The organism is Microbacterium rhizomatis (assembly GCF_008710745.1).
In the GTDB taxonomy this organism is placed as follows: domain Bacteria; phylum Actinomycetota; class Actinomycetes; order Actinomycetales; family Microbacteriaceae; genus Microbacterium; species Microbacterium rhizomatis.
In genome coordinates this window covers 594,561-612,224 of sequence record NZ_VYSA01000001.1, presented here as the reverse complement: position 1 = coordinate 612,224, position 17,664 = coordinate 594,561, and the positions used below count along the sequence as shown (strand labels likewise).

The window sequence follows — 17,664 nt, the reverse complement described above, 5'->3', positions numbered from 1 at the left end:
CGTCTAGACTTGACCCTTGGCACGGGCTGTCGCCCACCGCCTTGGGGTATGGTGTAATTGGCAACACGGAGGTTTCTGGTACCTTTGTTCTTGGTTCGAGTCCAGGTACCCCAGCAAGAAATAGCCCCGCTCAGCGGGGCTTTTCTTTTGCCCGGAAAGGGCATCGGGCGGACTCGTCACGGGGAGCAGTCGTAGATGCCCGTCCCTGAGAGATCTGCGACGGCTGTGCAGTTCTGCGCGACCCACGCGCGGATCTGTTCCGACGAGGTGGCGGTGCTCGACACGGTCGTCGCCCCGATCAGGTCGGGGGCATACACATAGCGCAGTGCGCCATCCGTGACGAGCGTGCGGAACGCGTCGAGAGTGGGCACGGGGTCGCCTGAGTTGAAGCCGCCGATCGGCAGCACCGATTGGCCACCGGAGTCGAGGATGATCGTCGCCGCGATCTGCGCGCCGAACGCAGCGACGAGGTAGCGAGCATCACCCCTGTGCTGCTCGAGCCAGTCGAGCGAAGAGGCGGCGATCCGTCCGCCGCTCCCACCCGGACCCCCGGCGCCGCCCGGCGGTCGTGCGCCCTGCGATGCGCCGCGCGGGGTGCCCTGCGGCACTCCCTGTGGGGCTCCTTGCGCGCTGCCCCCACCCCCGGCACGGGATCCGAAGGGGTTACCGCCGCCGAAGGAGACCTCGGCGACCCCGCCCGCGACAGGGTTGGTCGAGCTCGGGTGCGACATCGACACCACCGACCACGCCGCGGGGGTGAGAACGAGAGCGACCGCCGCGAGCAGCGCGGTCCAGATGCGCACGAGCGACCCACGCCGTCGCTCTGCGACGAGGAGGCCGATCGCGAGCGCTCCGAGGATCGCCTGGATGACCGCGACGACGATCGAATAGCCCCCGTAGAACGCACCGATCGCAAGCGCGCTGATCCCGGCGACGGCGATGATGCCCGCCTGGGCCCACACCTTCCGCTTGTGTCGCGCCTGTGCGAAGGCGAGGCCGACGGCGAGAGCCATCGGCACGGCGAGCGCCGCCGTGTAGAACTGGTGCATTCCGGCCACGGCGGAGAACATCGCGAGGAACGTGACCAGCCAGACGCCGACGAAGACCGTGATGGCGGCGGAGAATCGGAGCACGGCCAGCACGACGACACCGAGTATCGCCGTCGGGATCATCCAGGCGATCTGACCGGCGACCTGCTCGTTGAAGAGCCGGAGGACTCCCGCCGAGCCGGAGAACGGCGGTGTGAACGACCGGTAGGCCGCAGCATCTGCCGTGTCGGTCCCAAATCGGCCCAGTCCGTTGTACCCGAACACCATCTCCCACGGATCATTGTGGAGAGTGCTGCCGATGTAGGGGCGCTGGGCTGCCGGGATCACCGCGACCACGACGATCCAGCTCACGGATGCGGCGAGGCTGACGACGCCGGCGACCGCGGTCTGCCATAGCTTTCGCAGGAACGGCTGCTTCGTGCAGAGGAACCCGGCGGCGAGGGCCGGCCAGATCGCCCACGCCTCGAGCATGTACGTCTGGAACGAGAGAGCGACGAACAGGCCTGCCGCGGTCAGCCAGCCGAAGCTCCGTCGCTGGAGGGCCTTCGCAGACGCCCACGCGGTGAGGGCGAGACCGAGGACGAAGAAGCTCTCCGGCTGGTTCGACCGCGACACCGCGATGAGGATCGGCGTGCTCGCCATCACGGCGCCCGCGATGAGGCCCGCGGTGGGGCTGAGCAGACACTTCGCCGTCACGGCCACGATGAGCGTCGCAGCCACCGCGGCAAGCGAATTGGGGAGGATCACCGCCCAATCCGAGAATCCGAACACCTTCACGAAGAGCGCGGGTACCCAGAACGACCCGGGGATCTTGTCGAGTGTGACGGTGCCGGAGGGGTCGAACGAGCCGAAGAAGAAATTCGACCAGTTCTGGCTCATCGAGAGGGCGATCGATGCGTAGTAGTCCGAGCGTGATCCCGTCCAGACGTCCCATCCTGCGACGAACGCGGTCACGACGCCGAGCATCGTGAGCCCGGAGTGCCACGAACTCCATCGCGGGGGGCGTGCCACCGCGTGCGGCGGCGCAGTGCGCTCATCGATCGGCGCGGGGACAGCGAACGTGGTCACATCGGGACAGTAGGACGCGAAGTCGGCGGTGAGCCCTGCACGGCTTGTGAATGCGCTATGCCCGTTGCGCCGCATTCCCACTCCGACGGTGGGTAATTCTTCGAATGGTTTGCATCTGGCTCTTGTGAATGTCTGCATATGTGTTGTACTGTGTGGGAATTCCAAGGAAGGATGACGATGTACGCAACGGAGCGGCAGGAACTGATCGAGCGAATCCTGCTCGACGAAGGCCGCGTCGCGGTCCTCGAGCTGGCCGGGCGTTTCGACGTCACCACCGAGACGGTCCGTCGCGATCTGGACGCCCTCGAGAAGGCGGGCGCCCTGCGCCGGGTTCACGGTGGTGCCGTGGCGCTCGAACGGGGCAGCACCTCCGAGCCGTCGATCGCCGATCGCGCGCATCAGCGCAGCGCTGCCAAGCGCGCCATCGGACTCCGGGCGCTGGATGTGCTGGGCGACGGGTTCCGCGGATCGCTCTTCCTGGATGCCGGCACCACCACGGCAGCCGTAGCCGACCAGCTCGTCGCGCGGCTCTCCGCCACACGCGGGACCGCCGAGGTCGTCACCCACTCGCTCACCCTCGCTTACGCGCTGGCCCCCGCGGACGCCCTTTCTCTCTCGCTCGTCGGCGGACGCGTGCGCGGTGTCACGGCCGCGGCCGTCGGCGCTGACACGGTACGGGCGATCGAGGGGTATCGCCCCGACATCGCGTTCGTCGGCGCCAACGGCGTCTCGGCCGGCTTCGGCATCAGCACGCCCGATCCCGAGGAGGCGGCCGTGAAACGCGCGATCGTGCGGTCCGCGCGCCGGGTGGTCGTCGTGGCCGATGCCGCGAAGCTCGGGCGTGAGCTGCTGGTCTCGTGCGCGCCGCTGTCCGCCATCGACCTCCTCGTCACCGACGCCGAACCCGACGACGAACTGGCCGCTGCCCTCGCTGAGGCAGGAACGGAGGTGTGGGTCGCATGATCGTCACCGTCACCGCCAATCCCTCCATCGATCGCGCGGTGCGCCTTGATGGGCCGCTCGTTCACGGGGAGGTGCAGCGCGCACTCGATGCGCGTGAGGACGCCGGCGGCAAAGGCGTCAATGTGGCTCGCGCCCTGCGGTCGGCGGGCGTCGAGACGATCGCCGTCGTTCCCTGCGCCGATGACGACCCGTTCCGGCTGCTGCTCGAACACGAGGGCGTACCTGCTCGGCGGGTTCCTGTCGCGGGCCGGGTCCGAGCCAACCTCACCATCACCGACCCCGACGGCACCACGACCAAGCTCAACATGCCGGGGCCGCGACTGAGCGAGACCGAGACGTCCGCTCTGGTCGAGGCCATCTCCGTCTCGGCAGAGGGCGCCGAGTGGATCGTGTTCGCCGGATCGCTTCCGCCCGGTGTGGGCGACGACTTCTACTCCGTCGCGATCGCGGCGGTGCGCGAACGCTGGGGAGCACGAGCGCCGAAGATCGCCGTGGACACGTCAGGTGCCGCCCTCGAACGCGTCGTGGCCGGCGGTCGTCCTGATCTCATCAAGCCCAACGAGCTCGAACTCGCCGAGCTCGTCGGCGAGACACTCGACGGCGGCACAGACGTGATCGCATCGTCTGCGCGACTCGCGCACCTGCTCGTTCCCCACCGCGTGGGAGCCGCGCTCGTCACGCTCGGCGGCGACGGCGCGCTCCTGGTGGCGCCCGACGGCGTGCTGCGTGCACATGCTCCCCGCATCACCGTGGCCAGCACCGTGGGCGCCGGCGACAGTTCGCTGGCGGGCTACCTGATCGCCGACGTCTCCGGAGCCGACGCCACCGCGCGCCTGCGCCGCGCGGTGAGCTACGGAGCTGCCGCAGCATCCCTTCCCGGTACGCAGATACCCACACCGGGCGACATCCCCGCGTGGGACATCGCCGTCGAACCCTACGCGTCCTGATACCCCCGCCTCACCACTCCTCACACGACCACGGAGGTCAACGAAATGTCCGAAATCATCACTCCAGCGCTGGTGTCGCTCGACGTCGGCCTCGGTGCCGACAAGTCGGCCGTCATCCGCACGCTGGCCGAGCGCGTCGTCGCACAGGGCCGCGCCGTCGATGCCGAGGCCCTGTACGCCGACGCATGGGCACGCGAGCAGAAGGACGAGACCGGCCTTCCCGGCGGCATCGCGATCCCTCATGCTCGAAGCGCATCCGTGACCGAACCCACGCTGGCCTTCGCCAGGCTCACGCCGGGTGTCGACTTCGGCGCGCCGGACGGTCCCGCCGACATCGTCTTCCTGATCGCCGCTCCGGCCGGCGCCGACGAGGCCCACCTCGCCGTGCTGTCCAAGCTCGCGCGCAGCCTCATGCGCCCCGACTTCACCGCCGGCCTGCGCGCCGCGACGACCTCCGACGAAGCCGTCGCGATCGTCCGCGGAGCCATCGACCCGGAGGCGGCCCCGGCGGCTGCCGCCGCACCCGCAGCGGCACCCGCCGCCGCCGTCAGCACCGACGCCACGTCGATCAACGGCCACCCTGCCCGCATCGTCGCGGTCACCGCGTGCGCCACGGGCATCGCACACACCTTCATGGCGGCCGACGCGCTCACCGCAGCCGGGAAGGAGGCAGGGATCGACCTGTCGGTCGAGCCTCAGGGTTCGAGCGGCTACCAGGCGCTGCCGCAGTCCGTCATCGACAACGCGGACGCGGTCATCTTCGCGGTGGACGTCGACGTCCGCGAACAGTCCCGATTCGCGGGCAAGCCGGTCATCCGGTCAGGTGTCAAGCGGGGGATCGAGCAGCCCAAGCAGATGCTCGCCGAGGCGATCGCCGCCGCCAAGAACCCCAACGCCGCGCGCGTGAGCGGCGACGCCTCCACAGCAAGCACCTCGACGGGCGCCCCGGTGTCGTTCGGCGCCCGCATCCAGCGCATCCTGCTCACGGGTGTGAGCTACATGATCCCGTTCGTCGCCGGCGGCGGATTGCTCATCGCCCTCGGATTCCTTCTCGGCGGTTACGACGTGACCACCGACGCCAGCAAGGTGATCATTCAGAACTCCCTCTGGGATCTTCCCGCGGGAGGCCTCGGACAGTATCTCGGTTCGGTCTTCTTCATGATCGGCGCCACGTCGATGGGCTTCCTCGTCTCCGCCCTCGCCGGCTACATCTCGTTCGCGATCGCCGACCGACCGGGCATCGCGCCCGGGTTCGTCGCCGGTGCGGTCGCCGTGCTGATGCAAGCGGGCTTCATCGGCGGAATCGTCGGCGGTCTCCTCGCCGGTGTGGTCGCGTGGTGGCTCGGGCGCCTGCCTGCACCTCGCTGGCTGCGCGGCCTGATGCCCGTCGTGATCATTCCGCTGGTCGGTTCGATCGTGGCCTCCGGTCTGCTCGTGCTGTTCCTGGGCCGTCCGATCGCGACTCTGATGACCTGGCTGACCGACTGGCTCACGAGCCTCACCGAGTCCGGCGGCGCAGCCATCGGGCTGGGCATCATCCTCGGACTCATGATGTGCTTCGACCTCGGCGGGCCGATCAACAAGGTCGCGTACTCGTTCGCTGTGGCAGGCCTTGCCGCCGGCTCGGCGTCCAACCCCGCGCCGCTCCTGATCATGGGCGCGGTCATGTGCGCAGGCATGGTGCCGCCGCTCGCGATGGCACTGGCCTCGACCGTCCTTGCTCGCAGGATCTTCACCCCGGTCGAGCGCGAGAACGGGAAGGCGGCGTGGCTCCTCGGAGCCTCCTTCATCTCCGAGGGCGCCATCCCGTTCGCCGCGGCCGATCCTCTGCGCGTCATCCCGGCCTCGATGGTCGGCGGTGCGGTCACCGGAGCGCTCTGCATGGTCTTCGGCGTGCAGTCCTACGCCCCCCACGGAGGCATCTTCGTGCTCTTCGCGATCCAGCCGATCTGGGGCTTCCTCATCGCCCTGGCCGCCGGCACGATCGTCTCGGCATTCCTGGTGGTCGCGCTCAAGCGCTTCGTCGCCCCGAAGGAGCTCGAAGAGGCCGAGCAGAACCTCGCCGCGGTCGCCGTTCCGGCCTGACCGCTCGCATCCGCATGCGCCATGCGGAATGCTGTTCATGAGCCGTACGCAAGAAAGAGCAAAGGAGTTCCCATGGCAGAGCGCCAGGCCACCATCGCGAGCAGTTCCGGACTGCACGCGCGTCCCGCGAAGCTATTCGTGCAGGCGGTGCAGGAGAAGAAGATCCCCGTCACCATCGCCGTGGAGGGCGGCCCAGACCTCAACGCGGGCAGCATCCTCTCGCTCATGGGGCTGGGAGCGTCCAACGGCACGGTCGTCACGCTCAAGGCTGAAGGCGAGGGCGCCGATCAGGCACTCGACGAGCTCGTCGAACTGCTCGAGACCGACCTCGACGCGCAGTAGCGCACGAACGACGGATGCCGCGGCCAGAGCTGGTCGCGGCATCCGTCGTTTCGCGGGTCAGATGTCTGTGGAGTCGTCCGGGTCGAGCGCGAGGAACTCGCCGCCGCCCTGCTCCACCGCCCACTTCAGCCGCGCCCTGTGCATGTCGCGTCCGATGACCGACAGTGTCATGTCGTGCGTGCCGAAAGCCATGCGCGGCGCCACGGCGAGCACGAAGTCCATCGCCTCTCCGACCTTGAGCCACGGGCCCCCCAGGGGAGCGGCGAGCAGATCGACCTTGACGCCCTTCGGTGCGTCGAACGAGTCGCCCGGATAGTAGAGCGCGTCGTTCACGAGCACCCCGACGTTGTCGATCACCGGGATCGACTCGTGGATCACGGCGTGCGTGCCCCCGAAGAACTTCAGGGTAAACGGCTCGAGCTCGAGGGTGTCACCGGGAGCCACCACGGTCACGTCGTACCCCGCGGCTGCGTCGGCGAGGCCCTGCGGGCCGTAGATCGGGATGCCGGGCACTGCCTTGATGATCCGGTCGAGCTGATCGGGGGTCCAGTGGTCGGGATGCTCGTGCGTGATGATCACCCCGACGGCCCGCGAGATGTCGATGAGAGGGTTGGTGAAAGCGCCCGGATCGATGATCAGCATTCGTCCGGAGTCTTCGACGGTCAGGCAGGCGTGTTCGTGCTTTGTCACTCGCATGCGTCGAGTCAACCTCGCGGCGACGGGTCGGGCAAGGCGCAACGTCGAATGCGGCCTCGATTTTGTCGCCCTCCGGGCGCCATGGCATACTTGTACGGTTGTACTGCGCGGCCCCATCGTATAGCGGCCTAGTACGCCGCCCTCTCACGGCGGTAACGCGGGTTCGAATCCCGCTGGGGTCACCACGAAAGATCGCCCTCCGGCTTGCCGGGGGGCGATCTCTGCTTTTCTGCCATCATTCTCCACTGCACAGACGCCTACGAGGGCGCGAACGACGGAGCGAGGGTCCGAATCGGCATCGTCAGACGAGCTCACCCGGTCCGGCCGCATCATCCCGCCCCGGTGCGAGAGTGATGATCGGGAGAGGTTCGGGGCGTTTCGCCTTGATCGCGTCTCCGGACGACTCGTTTCGCAGTCGGCGGAGCACCCACGGCATCAGGTGCGCACGCGCCCACACGAGGTCACCCGCACGCGCCTCACGCCACGTCGTGCGCGGCAGGGGATCGGGCTGCATCGGCTGCAGGTCGTTGGGGACGTTGAGCGCCCGGAGCACCATCCTTGCGACTTCGTGGTGACCCAGCGGGTTGTAGTGGAGCCGGTCGTCCTCGAAGAACCGAGGGTCCTGCACCTCCTTGAGCGCCCACTGATCCGCGACGATGCAGTCGTACTTCTCAGCGATGGCGCGGATGTTCTCGTTGTAGATCGCGACTTTGCCGCGGAACAGCCGGAGAGCCGGAGTGAAATTCGTATCGATGCCCGTGAACACGACGATCGTGGCGCCGTCGCGGCTGAGGCGCACCACGGCGTCTTCGAACTTCGCGGCGATCTCGTCGGGGTCGGTGCCGGGGCGGATGACGTCGTTGCCGCCGGCGGAGAACGTGATCAGGTCGGGCTTGAGAGCGAGGGCGGGCTCGATCTGTTCGGCGCAGATCTGCGCGATCAGCTTTCCACGGACGGCGAGGTTGGCGTACGCGAAGTCGGGCACCTGCTGCGAGAGCACCTCGGCGACGCGATCAGCCCAGCCCCGATGGCCGTCGGGGGAGCCGGGCTCGGGGTCGCCGATCCCCTCGGTGAACGAATCCCCGAGCGCGACGTAGCGTCGCCAGGGGTGCGGCGAATCGTTGTCGGCCGACGGGGCGGCCACCACGGAATCGTCTGAAGGGGGCATGTCATCTCCTCGGATCGCGGCCGACACCGAGCCTACTCGCGCCGTCGGACGGTGACCGCTCCGCCCCTCACAGGGAGACTTCCATGTCGCGGCGCTCGTCTACAGTGGTGAGTCGTTGCGCGCGAGGGGTGCCGACGCGGGAGGTGGATGTGCGGTGTACGAAGACCCGCCCGTAGCACCGACGCCCGGCTTCGCGGAAGAGACCGGCAGCGCCGAGGGGGTCGAGGCCCCCGAGCGGATCGAGACCGCCGAGCATCTGGGCGGATTCGCCGCAGAGCACCTCTCACCGTCGTATCCGCAGCGCGCTCCGTGGGGTACGGCGCAGCGACTGCGCGCGTGGCAGGCGGAGGCGCTGGACCTGTACTTCCGGCTCGATGGGCCCGACGGGCCCGGTTCGGGTCCGCGCGACTTCCTGGCCGCGGCGACGCCGGGCGCAGGCAAGACCACGTTCGCACTCAGGCTGGCCAGTGAGCTCATGCGCCGGCGCGTCATCGATCGGATCGTGGTGGTCGCACCGACCGAGCACCTGAAGACACAGTGGGCGGATGCGGCGGCCCGCGTCTCGCTCCGGCTCGATCCGGCCTTCAGCAACCGGCACTCCGTACCGGCTCGCCACTTCCACGGGGTCGCTGTGACGTACGCGCAGGTGGCGGTGAAATCTTCGGTGCACGAGAGCCTGATCCTCGACAGACGCACGCTCGTGATCCTCGACGAGGTGCACCACGGCGGCGATGCGCTCAGCTGGGGCGAGGCCCTGCGCGATGCATTCGCCCGGGCGACGCGCCGGCTTCTGCTCTCGGGCACTCCGTTCCGCAGCGACACGGCGCCGATCCCGTTCGTGGAGTATCACCCCGACGAGAACGGAATCCGGGTATCGCGCACCGACTACAGCTACGGCTACCGGCGCGCCCTGGAAGACGGCGTCGTCCGCCCCGTCATCTTCATGGTCTACGCCGGACAGATGCGGTGGCGCACAAAGACCGGCGACGAGATGGAGGCCCAGCTCGGGCAGGACAACACGAAGGACATCACGGCACAGGCGTGGCGCACCGCGCTCGACCCGCAGGGCGACTGGATCCCCGCAGTGCTGCGGTCGGCGGATCGCCGGCTCACCGAGGTGCGCGAGCAGATTCCGGATGCCGGCGGCCTGGTGATCGCGACCGATCAGACTGCCGCGCGCGCCTACGCCGAGATCCTTCGGGAGATCACGGGTCAGGCGCCCACCGTCGTGTTGTCGGACGAAGCGGAGTCGTCCGCACGGATCGACGCCTTCTCGACGGACTCGAGCAGGTGGATGGTCGCCGTCCGCATGGTGTCCGAGGGGGTAGACGTCCCGCGGCTCGCCGTCGGTGTCTATGCGACGTCGGCGTCCACGCCCCTGTTCTTCGCGCAGGCGATCGGCCGATTCGTGCGTGCGCGCCGTCGCGGAGAGACCGCGAGCATCTTCCTTCCCAACGTTCCGTCGCTCCTGGCGCTGGCGGGCGAGCTCGAGCGCCAGCGCGACCACGCGCTGGATCGCGACGGCGACGGCGACGAATGGAACGCCGAAGAAGACATGATGGATGCCGCAGAGCGGGAAGACTCAGCATCCGACTCCCTTACGGAGGAGTTCACCTATCAGGCCCTCGGTTCGCTGGCGCACTTCGACCGGGTGCTGTTCGACGGCAAGGAATTCGGCCAGCTCGCCGTGCCGGGAACTCCGGAGGAGGAGGAGTTCCTGGGGCTGCCGGGGCTCCTCGAGCCCGAGCACGTCCACGAGCTCCTCATGCAGAGGCAGGCACGACAGGGGCGGCATCGCAGCGTCCGCGAGGCGAAGGAGGGGAGCGGGCCCGGACAGACGGCGCCCGCGCTCCCCGCCGCTCTGCACCGATCCCTGAAAGAGCAGCGCCAGCTGCTGAACAGCCTGGTCGGGCTCTACGCGCGCCAGACCGGCGACTCGCACGGTGCGGTCCACACCGAGCTGCGCCGTATGTGCGGGGGGCCCGCTGTCGCGCAGGCGACCGTGGCCCAGCTGCAGGCGCGGATCGATGCGCTCCGCTCGCGGATCCGGTCCTGAGGGGGGCGCGGTTCGGAGCCCCGAAATGCTGGCAATGCGCGTCCTGGCGCGACCGGAGACCGTCCCGCTCGTTAGCGTGGAAAGGTTCCCACCCCACCGCCTGGAGGCCACATTGAGCGCGCCCGCCGTCCCGACCGCCCGCGACCGGAAGCGCTGGGCGCGCTACCTCGTGAATGAGCGTGCCGAGGCTGCCGTCTACCGGCAGCTCGCCTCGCGACGTTCGGGTGAGGAGCGCGAGATCCTGCTCGCACTGGCCGATGCCGAGGGGCGCCACGAGGAGCACTGGCTCACGCTGCTCGGGGGCGAGCCGGCAAGGCCCCCTCGCCCCGATGCCGGCACTGTGGTCCTCGCCTGGATGGCGAAGCGTTTCGGGTCCATCTTCGTCCTCGCGCTCGCTCAGAACGCGGAGGGCCGGTCGCCCTACGAGAGCGAGCCGTTCGCGACCCCGAGGATGGCCGCAGATGAGAAGATCCATCACGAAGTCGTGCGCGGACTCGCGGCGCGCGGACGACGGCGTCTGTCCGGCACATTCCGGGCAGCGGTGTTCGGGGCGAACGACGGTCTCGTCTCCAACCTCGCACTCATCCTGGGTATCGGGGCCACCGGCGCCGCGCCGCAGTTCGTGCTGTTCAGCGGAGTCGCCGGCCTGCTTGCCGGAGCACTGTCGATGGGTGCCGGCGAGTTCGTGTCCGTGCGATCGCAACGCGAGCTGCTCGAGGCCACCGAGCCGAACAACTTCGCCGATACGGCCCTCCCACATCTCGATCTCGATGCGAACGAGCTCGCGCTCGTCTACCGCACACGCGGTATGGCCGAAGTCGAGGCTCTCGACACCGCGCGGCGCATCATCGCCGAGGCGCACGACGCGGATCAGAGCACGCCCTATCAGCGTCCGATCGAACTCGCCGACGACCACGAGGTCGTCGGTGGTGCGTGGGGTGCCGCGCTCTCCAGCTTCCTGTTCTTCGCGTCGGGCGCGATCATCCCCGTGCTGCCGTGGCTGTTCGGCCTCTCGGGGCTCGCGGCCGTGGTGACCGCGCTCGTGCTGGTGGGCGTCGCCCTGATGTCGACGGGGGCGATGGTGGGCCTGCTGTCGGGTGGCCCGCCGCTGCGTCGCGCGCTGCGCCAGCTGTTGATCGGATATGGCGCCGCCGCGATCACTTACCTGCTCGGACTGCTTTTCGGGGTGTCGATGGGCTGATCGCCTCCCGCGCCCGCGCCCGGCTCGATTCGGGCGGGCGCGGTGAACGTGATAATGTCGATCTTCGGTTGGAGACAACCTCACCCATGCGCGGGTGGCGGAATAGGTAGACGCGCTAGCTTGAGGTGCTAGTGCCCGAAAGGGCGTGGGGGTTCAAGTCCCCCCTCGCGCACGAACGAAAAGGGCCCCGATAAGGGGCCCTTTTCTCGTTGATGGCGCCGTTCGTGAAACGGCGCTGCAACAGTGGGCCGGTAGGTTTGTCGGCATGCCTTCGCTCGACGAGTCCCTCCCCGAGGTGGTGCGCATCGCCCGTGATCTGATCCGGTTCGATACGACCAACTACGGCGGCGGCCGAGCTCACAGCGAGCGCGGCGCGGCGGAGTACGTCGGCGCCTTCCTCGCAGGGCTGGGGCTGGAGCCCGAGTACTACGAGGCTGTAGAAGGCCGAACGAACGTAATGGCGCGCGTCCCCGGTCGGGACCCCGGCAAGCCCGCACTCGTTCTGCACGGGCATCTCGACGTCGTTCCTGCCGTGGCTGAGGACTGGAGCGTCGACCCCTTCGCCGGCGAGATCCGCGACGGGATGCTGTGGGGCCGGGGCGCGGTCGACATGAAGAACATGGACGCGATGATCCTCACCGCCGTCGCCGACATCCTGCGCGCGGGGCAGCTGCCGGAACGCGAGCTGATCCTCGTCTTCTTCGCCGACGAGGAGAACGGCGGCGTCGAAGGTTCGACGCTCGTGGTGGCTGATCGTCCGGAGTGGTTCGCGGGGGCGACGGAGGCGATCAGCGAGGTCGGCGGCTACTCGATCACCGTGGGTGAGCGCAGCGCCTACCTCCTGCAGGTCGGCGAGAAGGCCCTGATCTGGATACGGCTCGTCGCCCGAGGGCGGGCGGGGCACGGCAGCCGATTCCATCCCGACAATGCGGTCACTCGTCTCGCCGAAGCAGTCGTCGCGATCGGGCGCACGGAATGGCCGGTCCGGCTGACAGCCACGACGCAGCAGCTCCTCGATGCCCTCGCGGGTCTCATCGACGCCGAGGGGGTTGATCCCGACGCTCTTGCCGACGCCACGGGTGCAGCATCCGCCTTCATCCGTTCCACTCTGCGCACGACGACCAACCCGACTGTGCTCTCGGCCGGCTACAAGCACAACGTCATCCCCGACCGCGCGGAGGCGCTCATCGACGTGCGCGTCCTGCCCGGCACAGAGGATGCGGTCCTCGCCGACCTCCAGCGCATCGTCGGCGATGACATCGCGATAGAGATCGTCGTCCGCGACGTCGGGCTCGAAGTGCCGTTCGAGGGCGACCTCGTCGACGCCATGGTCGGCGCGCTCGGGCGGCACGACCCGGGGGTACCGGTCATCCCGTATCTCCTCGGCGCCGGCACCGACAACAAGGCGCTCTCCCGTCTCGGCATCGCCGGGTACGGCTTCGCACCGCTGCGGCTGCCCGCCGATCTCGACTTCACCGGGATGTTCCATGGTGTCGACGAGCGCGTGCCGATCGATGCTCTTCTTTTCGGGCAGCGCGTGCTGACCGACTTACTACGGACCTACTGAGAGGCGCTCACGTGCACTTCGTCGAGGCGATCATCATGGGACTCGTTCAGGGTCTCACCGAGTTCCTGCCGGTCTCATCCAGCGCGCACCTGCGCATCCTGGGCGCGTTCCTCCCGGGCGCGCAGGACCCGGGCGCAGCGTTCACCGCGATCACACAGATCGGCACGGAGGCGGCCGTCGTGCTGTTCTTCTGGCGAGACATCGCGAGGATCATCGCGCAGTGGTTCCGCGCTCTGTTCGGCCGGATCCCTCGTAACGATCCCGACGCACGGATGGGGTGGCTCATCATCATCGGCAGCATCCCGATCGTGGTGCTCGGGATCGCCTTCCAGGATCAGATCGAGACGGTCTTCCGCTCGCTCTGGCTGGTTGCGGGCATGCTCATCCTGTTCGGTGTCCTCCTCGGTATCGCCGACGCCGTGGGGGCCCAGAAGCGCAAGCTCGGTGACATCACCTATCCGAAGGGCATCATCTTCGGTTTCGCGCAGGCACTCGCCCTGATCCCCGGCGTCTCACGTTCGGGCGGAACGATCACCGCGGGGCTGTTCATGGGCTTCGAGCGCGCCGCGGCCGCGCGCTATGCGTTCCTCCTGGCGATCCCGGCCGTCTTCGGGTCCGGTTTCTATCAGCTGTACAAGAGCAAAGACGCCGTGGGGTCCTACTTCACGCTCGGCGAGACGGCCGTCGCGACCGCGGTGGCGTTCGTGGTGGCACTGGGCGTGATCGCGTTCTTCATGAACTACATCTCGAAGCACAGCTTCCTGCCCTTCGTGATCTACCGCGTGGCGCTCGGCTCGACGGTGCTCGTGCTGCTGGCGACGGGGGTCATCGCGGCGAACTGACGGTGCGGCGGGAAGGGATGCCGCTACCGTCGCGGGTCGTCGCGTCCCGGCTTGGTCGGTCCGTCGCCGCCTCGGCGCAGGTACCGCTCGAACTCCTGCGCGATGGCATCGCCCGACGCCTCGGGCGAGTCCCAGGTATCGCGGGTGCGCTCGAGTTGGCGGATGTACTCGGTCATCTCTTCGTCGTCGGCCGCTGCCGCATCGATGGACGCCTCCCACGCCACCGATTCGGTCGCGAGGTCGCCGCGGGGGATCTGCGCCCCGGTGAGGTCCTCCAGTCTGTCCAGCAGAGCGAGAGTCGCCTTCGGCGAAGGGGTGTGGCCCGCGACGTAGTACGGCACGCTCGCCCACAGGCTTGCCGCAGGGATGCCGGCGGTGTCGGCCGCGTGACTGAGCACGCTCAGGATTCCGACGGGCCCCTCGTAGGTGCTCCGCTCGAGGTCGAGCGATGAGCGTACCTGCTCGTTGTCGCTGCCCGCGAAGATCGAGATGGGACGCGTGTGCGGTACATCCGACATCATCGAGCCGAGCCCGACGAACCCTGTGATGTCTTCGCGCAGAGCGACGTCGACGAACTCGGTGGCGAAGGCCTGCCATGCCCTGGCCGGTTCGACACCCGTCAGCAGCCACACCTGGGTGCCGCGCAGCGCCTTGGTCGGCCGGAGCAGAGTCGCTTCGGGCCAGCGCAGCACGCGCGCACCGTCCGCGTCGCTGACCATCTGCGGGCGCGTGTACTGGTAGTCGAAGTACAGTTCGGGATCCACGGAGAAGACGGGTTCATAGGAGCCCTTCTCGCGCAGGAGCGAGATCGCCGCCGACGCGGCCTCGCCCGCGTCGTTCCAGCCATCGAACGCCGCGACCAGCACCCTGCGACCCAGTCCGTCCACGCGACCTCCTCCGTTCGGTGCCTCCAGGATAGGCGCAGGCGCCCGACGCGGGGCCGTAGCATTGCCCGGTGAGCAACACGACAGCACCGGCGGCCGTCCTGTGGGACATGGACGGCACCCTCGTGGACACCGAACCGTACTGGATGGCTGCCGAGACCCCGCTGATCGAGAGTTTCGGCGGCACGTGGTCACACGAGCAGGCACTGCAGCTGGTGGGGATGGGGCTCGAGGACTCGTCCCGCATCCTGCAGGACGCGGGCGTCCGGATGCAGGTGCACGAGATCATCGACCACCTCACGAGTGACGTGATGGGCCGGCTCGCCGAAGACGGCATCCTCTTCCGCCCTGGCGCGCGCGAGCTGCTCGCGGAACTGCGCGCCGCAGGAATCAAGACGGCGCTGGTGACCATGTCGATGCGCCGGATGGCCCAGACCGTAGTCGACCTCATCGACTTCGACGCTTTCGATGTCGTCGTGGCAGGTGACGACGTGACCCGCCCGAAGCCCTTTCCGGACCCCTATCTGCAGGCGTGCGCCCTCCTCGGCGTCGAGGCGGCTGACTGCGTCGCGATCGAGGACTCGCCCAACGGGCTCCGCTCTGCTCTGGCATCCGGCGCGTCCTCCATCGGCGTGCCTCTCATGGTGTCGTTGGCGGGGGTCGGCGCTCATGCGATCTGGCCCACTCTCGAAGGACGCACCGTGGCGGACGTCGCGGAGTTCCACGCCGCACGCACCAGACGAGGAGCCCAGTGATGACCGCAGACCTCCTTCGCCCGAGCGGACCGTTCCGAGTGGGCGACCGCGTGCAGCTGACGGGGCCGAAAGGTCGGATGCACACCATCACGCTCCGCGACGGCGGCGAACTGCACACCCATCACGGCGTGCTCAAGCACGAAGCGCTCATCGGACAGCACGACGGATCCGTGGCGACCAACAGTGCCGGTCACGAGTACCTGGCACTGCGACCGCTCCTGCGGGATTTCGTGATGTCGATGCCGCGTGGAGCGGCGATCGTGTATCCGAAGGATGCCGCGCAGATCATCTCCGAAGCGGACATCTTCCCGGGCGCCGTCGTCGTCGAAGCCGGCGTCGGATCGGGCGCCCTGTCGCTCTGGCTGCTGCGCACGATCGGTGCGACCGGACGGCTCACCTCGTTCGAGCGACGCGCCGAGTTCGCCGAGGTGGCCACGGCGAACGTCGAGACCTTCCTCGGGGCGGCACCGGAGAACTGGGCCGTGGTGGTCGCCGATCTGGCGACCGAGCTGGCGGCGACGGTGGCACCGGCATCCGTCGACCGCGTGGTCCTGGACATGCTCGCGCCGTGGGAGTGCATCGATGCGGTCGCCGACGCGCTGGCACCAGGGGGAGTGGTGCTCTGCTACGTCGCCACGGCCACGCAGCTGAGTCGGGTCGCAGAGTATCTGCGGGGCACCGGTCTGTTCACCGAGCCGTCGGCGAACGAGACGATGGTGCGTGGTTGGCATGTGGAAGGCCTCGCCGTGCGGCCCGATCATCGCATGGTCGCCCACACGGGGTTCCTGATCTCGGCGAGGCGCCTCGCGCCGGGCGTGGTCCCCCCGGAGGTCAAGCGCCGCGCGTCGAAGTCGAGCTATGGCGACGAGGACGTCGAGCTGTGGACGCCGGGGGCGGTCGGAGACCGCGACATCACCGACAAGAATCTGCGCAAGCGCGTTCGCGAGGCGCAGCGCGCCGCGCAGGGCGCTCGAGAGGCGTCCGCGTCCGGTTCGGGAGCCTCCGAGGCGAGCGCCTAGACTGTTCCGGTGCGCAAGATCCCTGCTGTCGTCGCGGCCCTCGGGCTAGCCGCGCTCGCCCTTGCCGGATGCTCCTCGTCGGGCCTCGGGGCGGCTTCGTGCCCTCGTCCGAGCGCCACGGCTTCCCCCGCGCTCGACGGCGTCACGGTGTCGGGCACCCCGGACGCCGCGCCGGACGTGTCGATCAACACGCCGTTCCACGTCGACACGACCGCCGTCGAAGACGTCGTCACCGGCACGGGCACCGCGATCGTCGATGACGAGCAGCTCGTGGTGCTCGATATCACGGTGTTCAGCGGAGTGACCGGCGAGAAGCTCATCTCGACGCCCTACGACGGCGACCTCTCGCGAGTCTTCCCGGTTTCGGAGTGGGTGAAGTCGTTCCCGAGCTTCGCGGATGCGCTGCACTGCGCGACCGAGGGATCCCGCATCGTCGTCGGGCTCGCGCCGGGTGACATCGAGCCCCAGATCATGACCAGCACTCTGGCACTGAACGAGAGCGATTCCGCCGTCGCCGTCATCGATGTCCGCAAGGCTTTCCTGACGAAGGCCGACGGTGCCGACCAGTACAACGACGCACTGGGCATGCCCACTGTCGTTCGTGCGCCCGACGGGCGCCCCGGCATCATCGTGCCGGACGCGACGCCCCCCAGTGACCTGGTCGTCCAGACGATCAAGAAGGGCGACGGCGCCGAGGTGACCGGTGATGTACCGGTGCGGATCGCCTACACGGGAGTCACGTGGGCCGGCCGCAAGGTGTTCGACACGACATGGGGCGGTGAGCCGCCCTCGGTCACGCTCAGCACTCTGGTTCCCGGCTTGGCCGAGGGTCTGAAAGGCCAGACGGTGGGGTCTCAGGTGCTCGTCGTGGTGCCGCCGGATCAGGGCTACGGTTCGACCCAGAAGGGGAGCGTCCCCCCGGGCTCGACGCTCGTGTACGTCGTCGACATCCTCGGACTCGACCAGGCTCCGGCGAATTAGCACACCAGGCACCCGCACGTCGGCAACCAGAACCCGGACGG

General features: G+C 68.6%; 15 protein-coding genes and 3 tRNA genes. 14 read left to right on the top strand and 4 right to left on the bottom strand.

The window, feature by feature from the left end; translation table 11 throughout:
* The first annotated feature begins 42 nt into the window (after window positions 1-42).
* Window positions 43-114: transfer RNA gene (locus F6B43_RS02925), tRNA-Gln, on the top strand.
* A gap of 62 nt (window positions 115-176) precedes the next feature.
* Here the strand turns inward: F6B43_RS02925 and F6B43_RS02920 are convergent.
* Window positions 177-2,117 carry an ArnT family glycosyltransferase gene (locus tag F6B43_RS02920; RefSeq protein ID WP_246159761.1) on the bottom strand — a complete coding sequence of 647 codons (1,941 nt, stop codon included), beginning with the start codon at window positions 2,115-2,117 and terminating at the stop codon, window positions 177-179.
* Window positions 2,118-2,294: 177 nt separating this feature from the next.
* On the opposite strand from F6B43_RS02920, the gene F6B43_RS02915 reads away from it, so the two are divergent.
* From F6B43_RS02915 to F6B43_RS02900, 4 genes are all read left to right on the top strand, one after another.
* Window positions 2,295-3,080 carry a DeoR/GlpR family DNA-binding transcription regulator gene (locus F6B43_RS02915; RefSeq protein WP_150448386.1) on the top strand — a complete coding sequence of 262 codons (786 nt, stop codon included), beginning with the start codon at window positions 2,295-2,297 and terminating at the stop codon, window positions 3,078-3,080.
* Window positions 3,077-4,027 (top strand): 1-phosphofructokinase, encoded by a 951-nt coding sequence (gene pfkB, locus F6B43_RS02910; RefSeq protein ID WP_170285539.1) that lies wholly within the window; start codon window positions 3,077-3,079, stop codon window positions 4,025-4,027. Before F6B43_RS02915 ends, pfkB begins: the two co-directional genes overlap by 4 nt.
* 45 nt (window positions 4,028-4,072) lie before the next feature.
* On the top strand, window positions 4,073-6,112 hold the full coding sequence (locus F6B43_RS02905) for a PTS fructose transporter subunit IIABC (protein WP_150447401.1): 2,040 nt from the start codon (window positions 4,073-4,075) through the stop codon (window positions 6,110-6,112).
* A gap of 72 nt (window positions 6,113-6,184) precedes the next feature.
* The gene (locus F6B43_RS02900; protein ID WP_150447400.1) at window positions 6,185-6,454 is read left to right on the top strand and encodes an HPr family phosphocarrier protein; all 270 of its coding nucleotides are present in this window, start codon (window positions 6,185-6,187) and stop codon (window positions 6,452-6,454) included.
* Window positions 6,455-6,511: 57 nt separating this feature from the next.
* Here F6B43_RS02900 and F6B43_RS02895 read toward each other — a convergent pair whose 3' ends face one another.
* On the bottom strand, window positions 6,512-7,150 hold the full coding sequence (locus tag F6B43_RS02895; protein ID WP_150447399.1) for an MBL fold metallo-hydrolase: 639 nt from the start codon (window positions 7,148-7,150) through the stop codon (window positions 6,512-6,514).
* Between the two features lie 109 nt (window positions 7,151-7,259).
* Between F6B43_RS02895 and F6B43_RS02890 the strand changes: the two genes are divergently transcribed.
* Window positions 7,260-7,335 (top strand) — tRNA-Glu (locus F6B43_RS02890).
* Window positions 7,336-7,451: 116 nt separating this feature from the next.
* Here F6B43_RS02890 and F6B43_RS02885 read toward each other — a convergent pair.
* Window positions 7,452-8,318: an SGNH/GDSL hydrolase family protein gene (locus tag F6B43_RS02885; RefSeq protein ID WP_150447398.1), complete on the bottom strand. Its 867-nt coding sequence runs from the start codon at window positions 8,316-8,318 to the stop codon at window positions 7,452-7,454.
* Between the two features lie 238 nt (window positions 8,319-8,556).
* Here F6B43_RS02885 and F6B43_RS02880 point away from each other — a divergent pair, with 238 nt between their 5' ends.
* From F6B43_RS02880 to F6B43_RS02860, 5 genes are all read left to right on the top strand, one after another.
* A complete protein-coding gene (locus tag F6B43_RS02880; protein ID WP_150448385.1) occupies window positions 8,557-10,374 on the top strand; it encodes a DEAD/DEAH box helicase in 1,818 nt (605 codons plus the stop codon).
* A gap of 112 nt (window positions 10,375-10,486) precedes the next feature.
* Window positions 10,487-11,575 (top strand): VIT1/CCC1 transporter family protein, encoded by a 1,089-nt coding sequence (locus F6B43_RS02875; RefSeq protein WP_246159760.1) that lies wholly within the window; start codon window positions 10,487-10,489, stop codon window positions 11,573-11,575.
* Between the two features lie 88 nt (window positions 11,576-11,663).
* Window positions 11,664-11,747, top strand: a tRNA-Leu gene (locus tag F6B43_RS02870).
* A gap of 93 nt (window positions 11,748-11,840) precedes the next feature.
* Window positions 11,841-13,142 (top strand): M20/M25/M40 family metallo-hydrolase, encoded by a 1,302-nt coding sequence (locus tag F6B43_RS02865; protein ID WP_150447397.1) that lies wholly within the window; start codon window positions 11,841-11,843, stop codon window positions 13,140-13,142.
* Between the two features lie 11 nt (window positions 13,143-13,153).
* Window positions 13,154-13,984 (top strand): undecaprenyl-diphosphate phosphatase, encoded by an 831-nt coding sequence (locus tag F6B43_RS02860; RefSeq protein WP_150447396.1) that lies wholly within the window; start codon window positions 13,154-13,156, stop codon window positions 13,982-13,984.
* Window positions 13,985-14,007: 23 nt separating this feature from the next.
* On the opposite strand, the gene F6B43_RS02855 is transcribed toward F6B43_RS02860, so the two are convergent.
* On the bottom strand, window positions 14,008-14,871 hold the full coding sequence (locus tag F6B43_RS02855) for a PAC2 family protein (protein ID WP_150447395.1): 864 nt from the start codon (window positions 14,869-14,871) through the stop codon (window positions 14,008-14,010).
* Between the two features lie 68 nt (window positions 14,872-14,939).
* On the opposite strand from F6B43_RS02855, the gene F6B43_RS02850 reads away from it, so the two are divergent.
* From F6B43_RS02850 to F6B43_RS02840, 3 genes are read left to right on the top strand one after another with little or no spacing between them, the layout of a single operon-like run.
* Complete coding sequence (locus tag F6B43_RS02850) at window positions 14,940-15,623, top strand: HAD family hydrolase (protein ID WP_281349491.1); 684 nt, start codon at window positions 14,940-14,942, stop codon at window positions 15,621-15,623.
* Window positions 15,623-16,642 (top strand): tRNA (adenine-N1)-methyltransferase, encoded by a 1,020-nt coding sequence (locus F6B43_RS02845; RefSeq protein WP_150447394.1) that lies wholly within the window; start codon window positions 15,623-15,625, stop codon window positions 16,640-16,642. Before F6B43_RS02850 ends, F6B43_RS02845 begins: the two co-directional genes overlap by 1 nt.
* 9 nt (window positions 16,643-16,651) lie before the next feature.
* The gene (locus F6B43_RS02840; protein ID WP_150447393.1) at window positions 16,652-17,623 is read left to right on the top strand and encodes an FKBP-type peptidyl-prolyl cis-trans isomerase; all 972 of its coding nucleotides are present in this window, start codon (window positions 16,652-16,654) and stop codon (window positions 17,621-17,623) included.
* Window positions 17,624-17,664: the final 41 nt, after the last annotated feature.

Excerpts from the sequence above, each read along its gene's own strand:
- F6B43_RS02915 (WP_150448386.1), top strand. The coding sequence starts at position 2,295 with ATGTACGCAACGGAGCGGCAGGAACTGATCGAGCGAATCCTGCTCGAC.
- pfkB (WP_170285539.1), top strand. The coding sequence starts at position 3,077 with ATGATCGTCACCGTCACCGCCAATCCCTCCATCGATCGCGCGGTGCGC.
- F6B43_RS02905 (WP_150447401.1), top strand. The coding sequence starts at position 4,073 with ATGTCCGAAATCATCACTCCAGCGCTGGTGTCGCTCGACGTCGGCCTC.
- F6B43_RS02900 (WP_150447400.1), top strand. The coding sequence starts at position 6,185 with ATGGCAGAGCGCCAGGCCACCATCGCGAGCAGTTCCGGACTGCACGCG.
- F6B43_RS02895 (WP_150447399.1), bottom strand. The coding sequence starts at position 7,150 with ATGCGAGTGACAAAGCACGAACACGCCTGCCTGACCGTCGAAGACTCC.
- F6B43_RS02885 (WP_150447398.1), bottom strand. The coding sequence starts at position 8,318 with ATGCCCCCTTCAGACGATTCCGTGGTGGCCGCCCCGTCGGCCGACAAC.
- F6B43_RS02865 (WP_150447397.1), top strand. The coding sequence starts at position 11,841 with ATGCCTTCGCTCGACGAGTCCCTCCCCGAGGTGGTGCGCATCGCCCGT.
- F6B43_RS02845 (WP_150447394.1), top strand. The coding sequence starts at position 15,623 with ATGACCGCAGACCTCCTTCGCCCGAGCGGACCGTTCCGAGTGGGCGAC.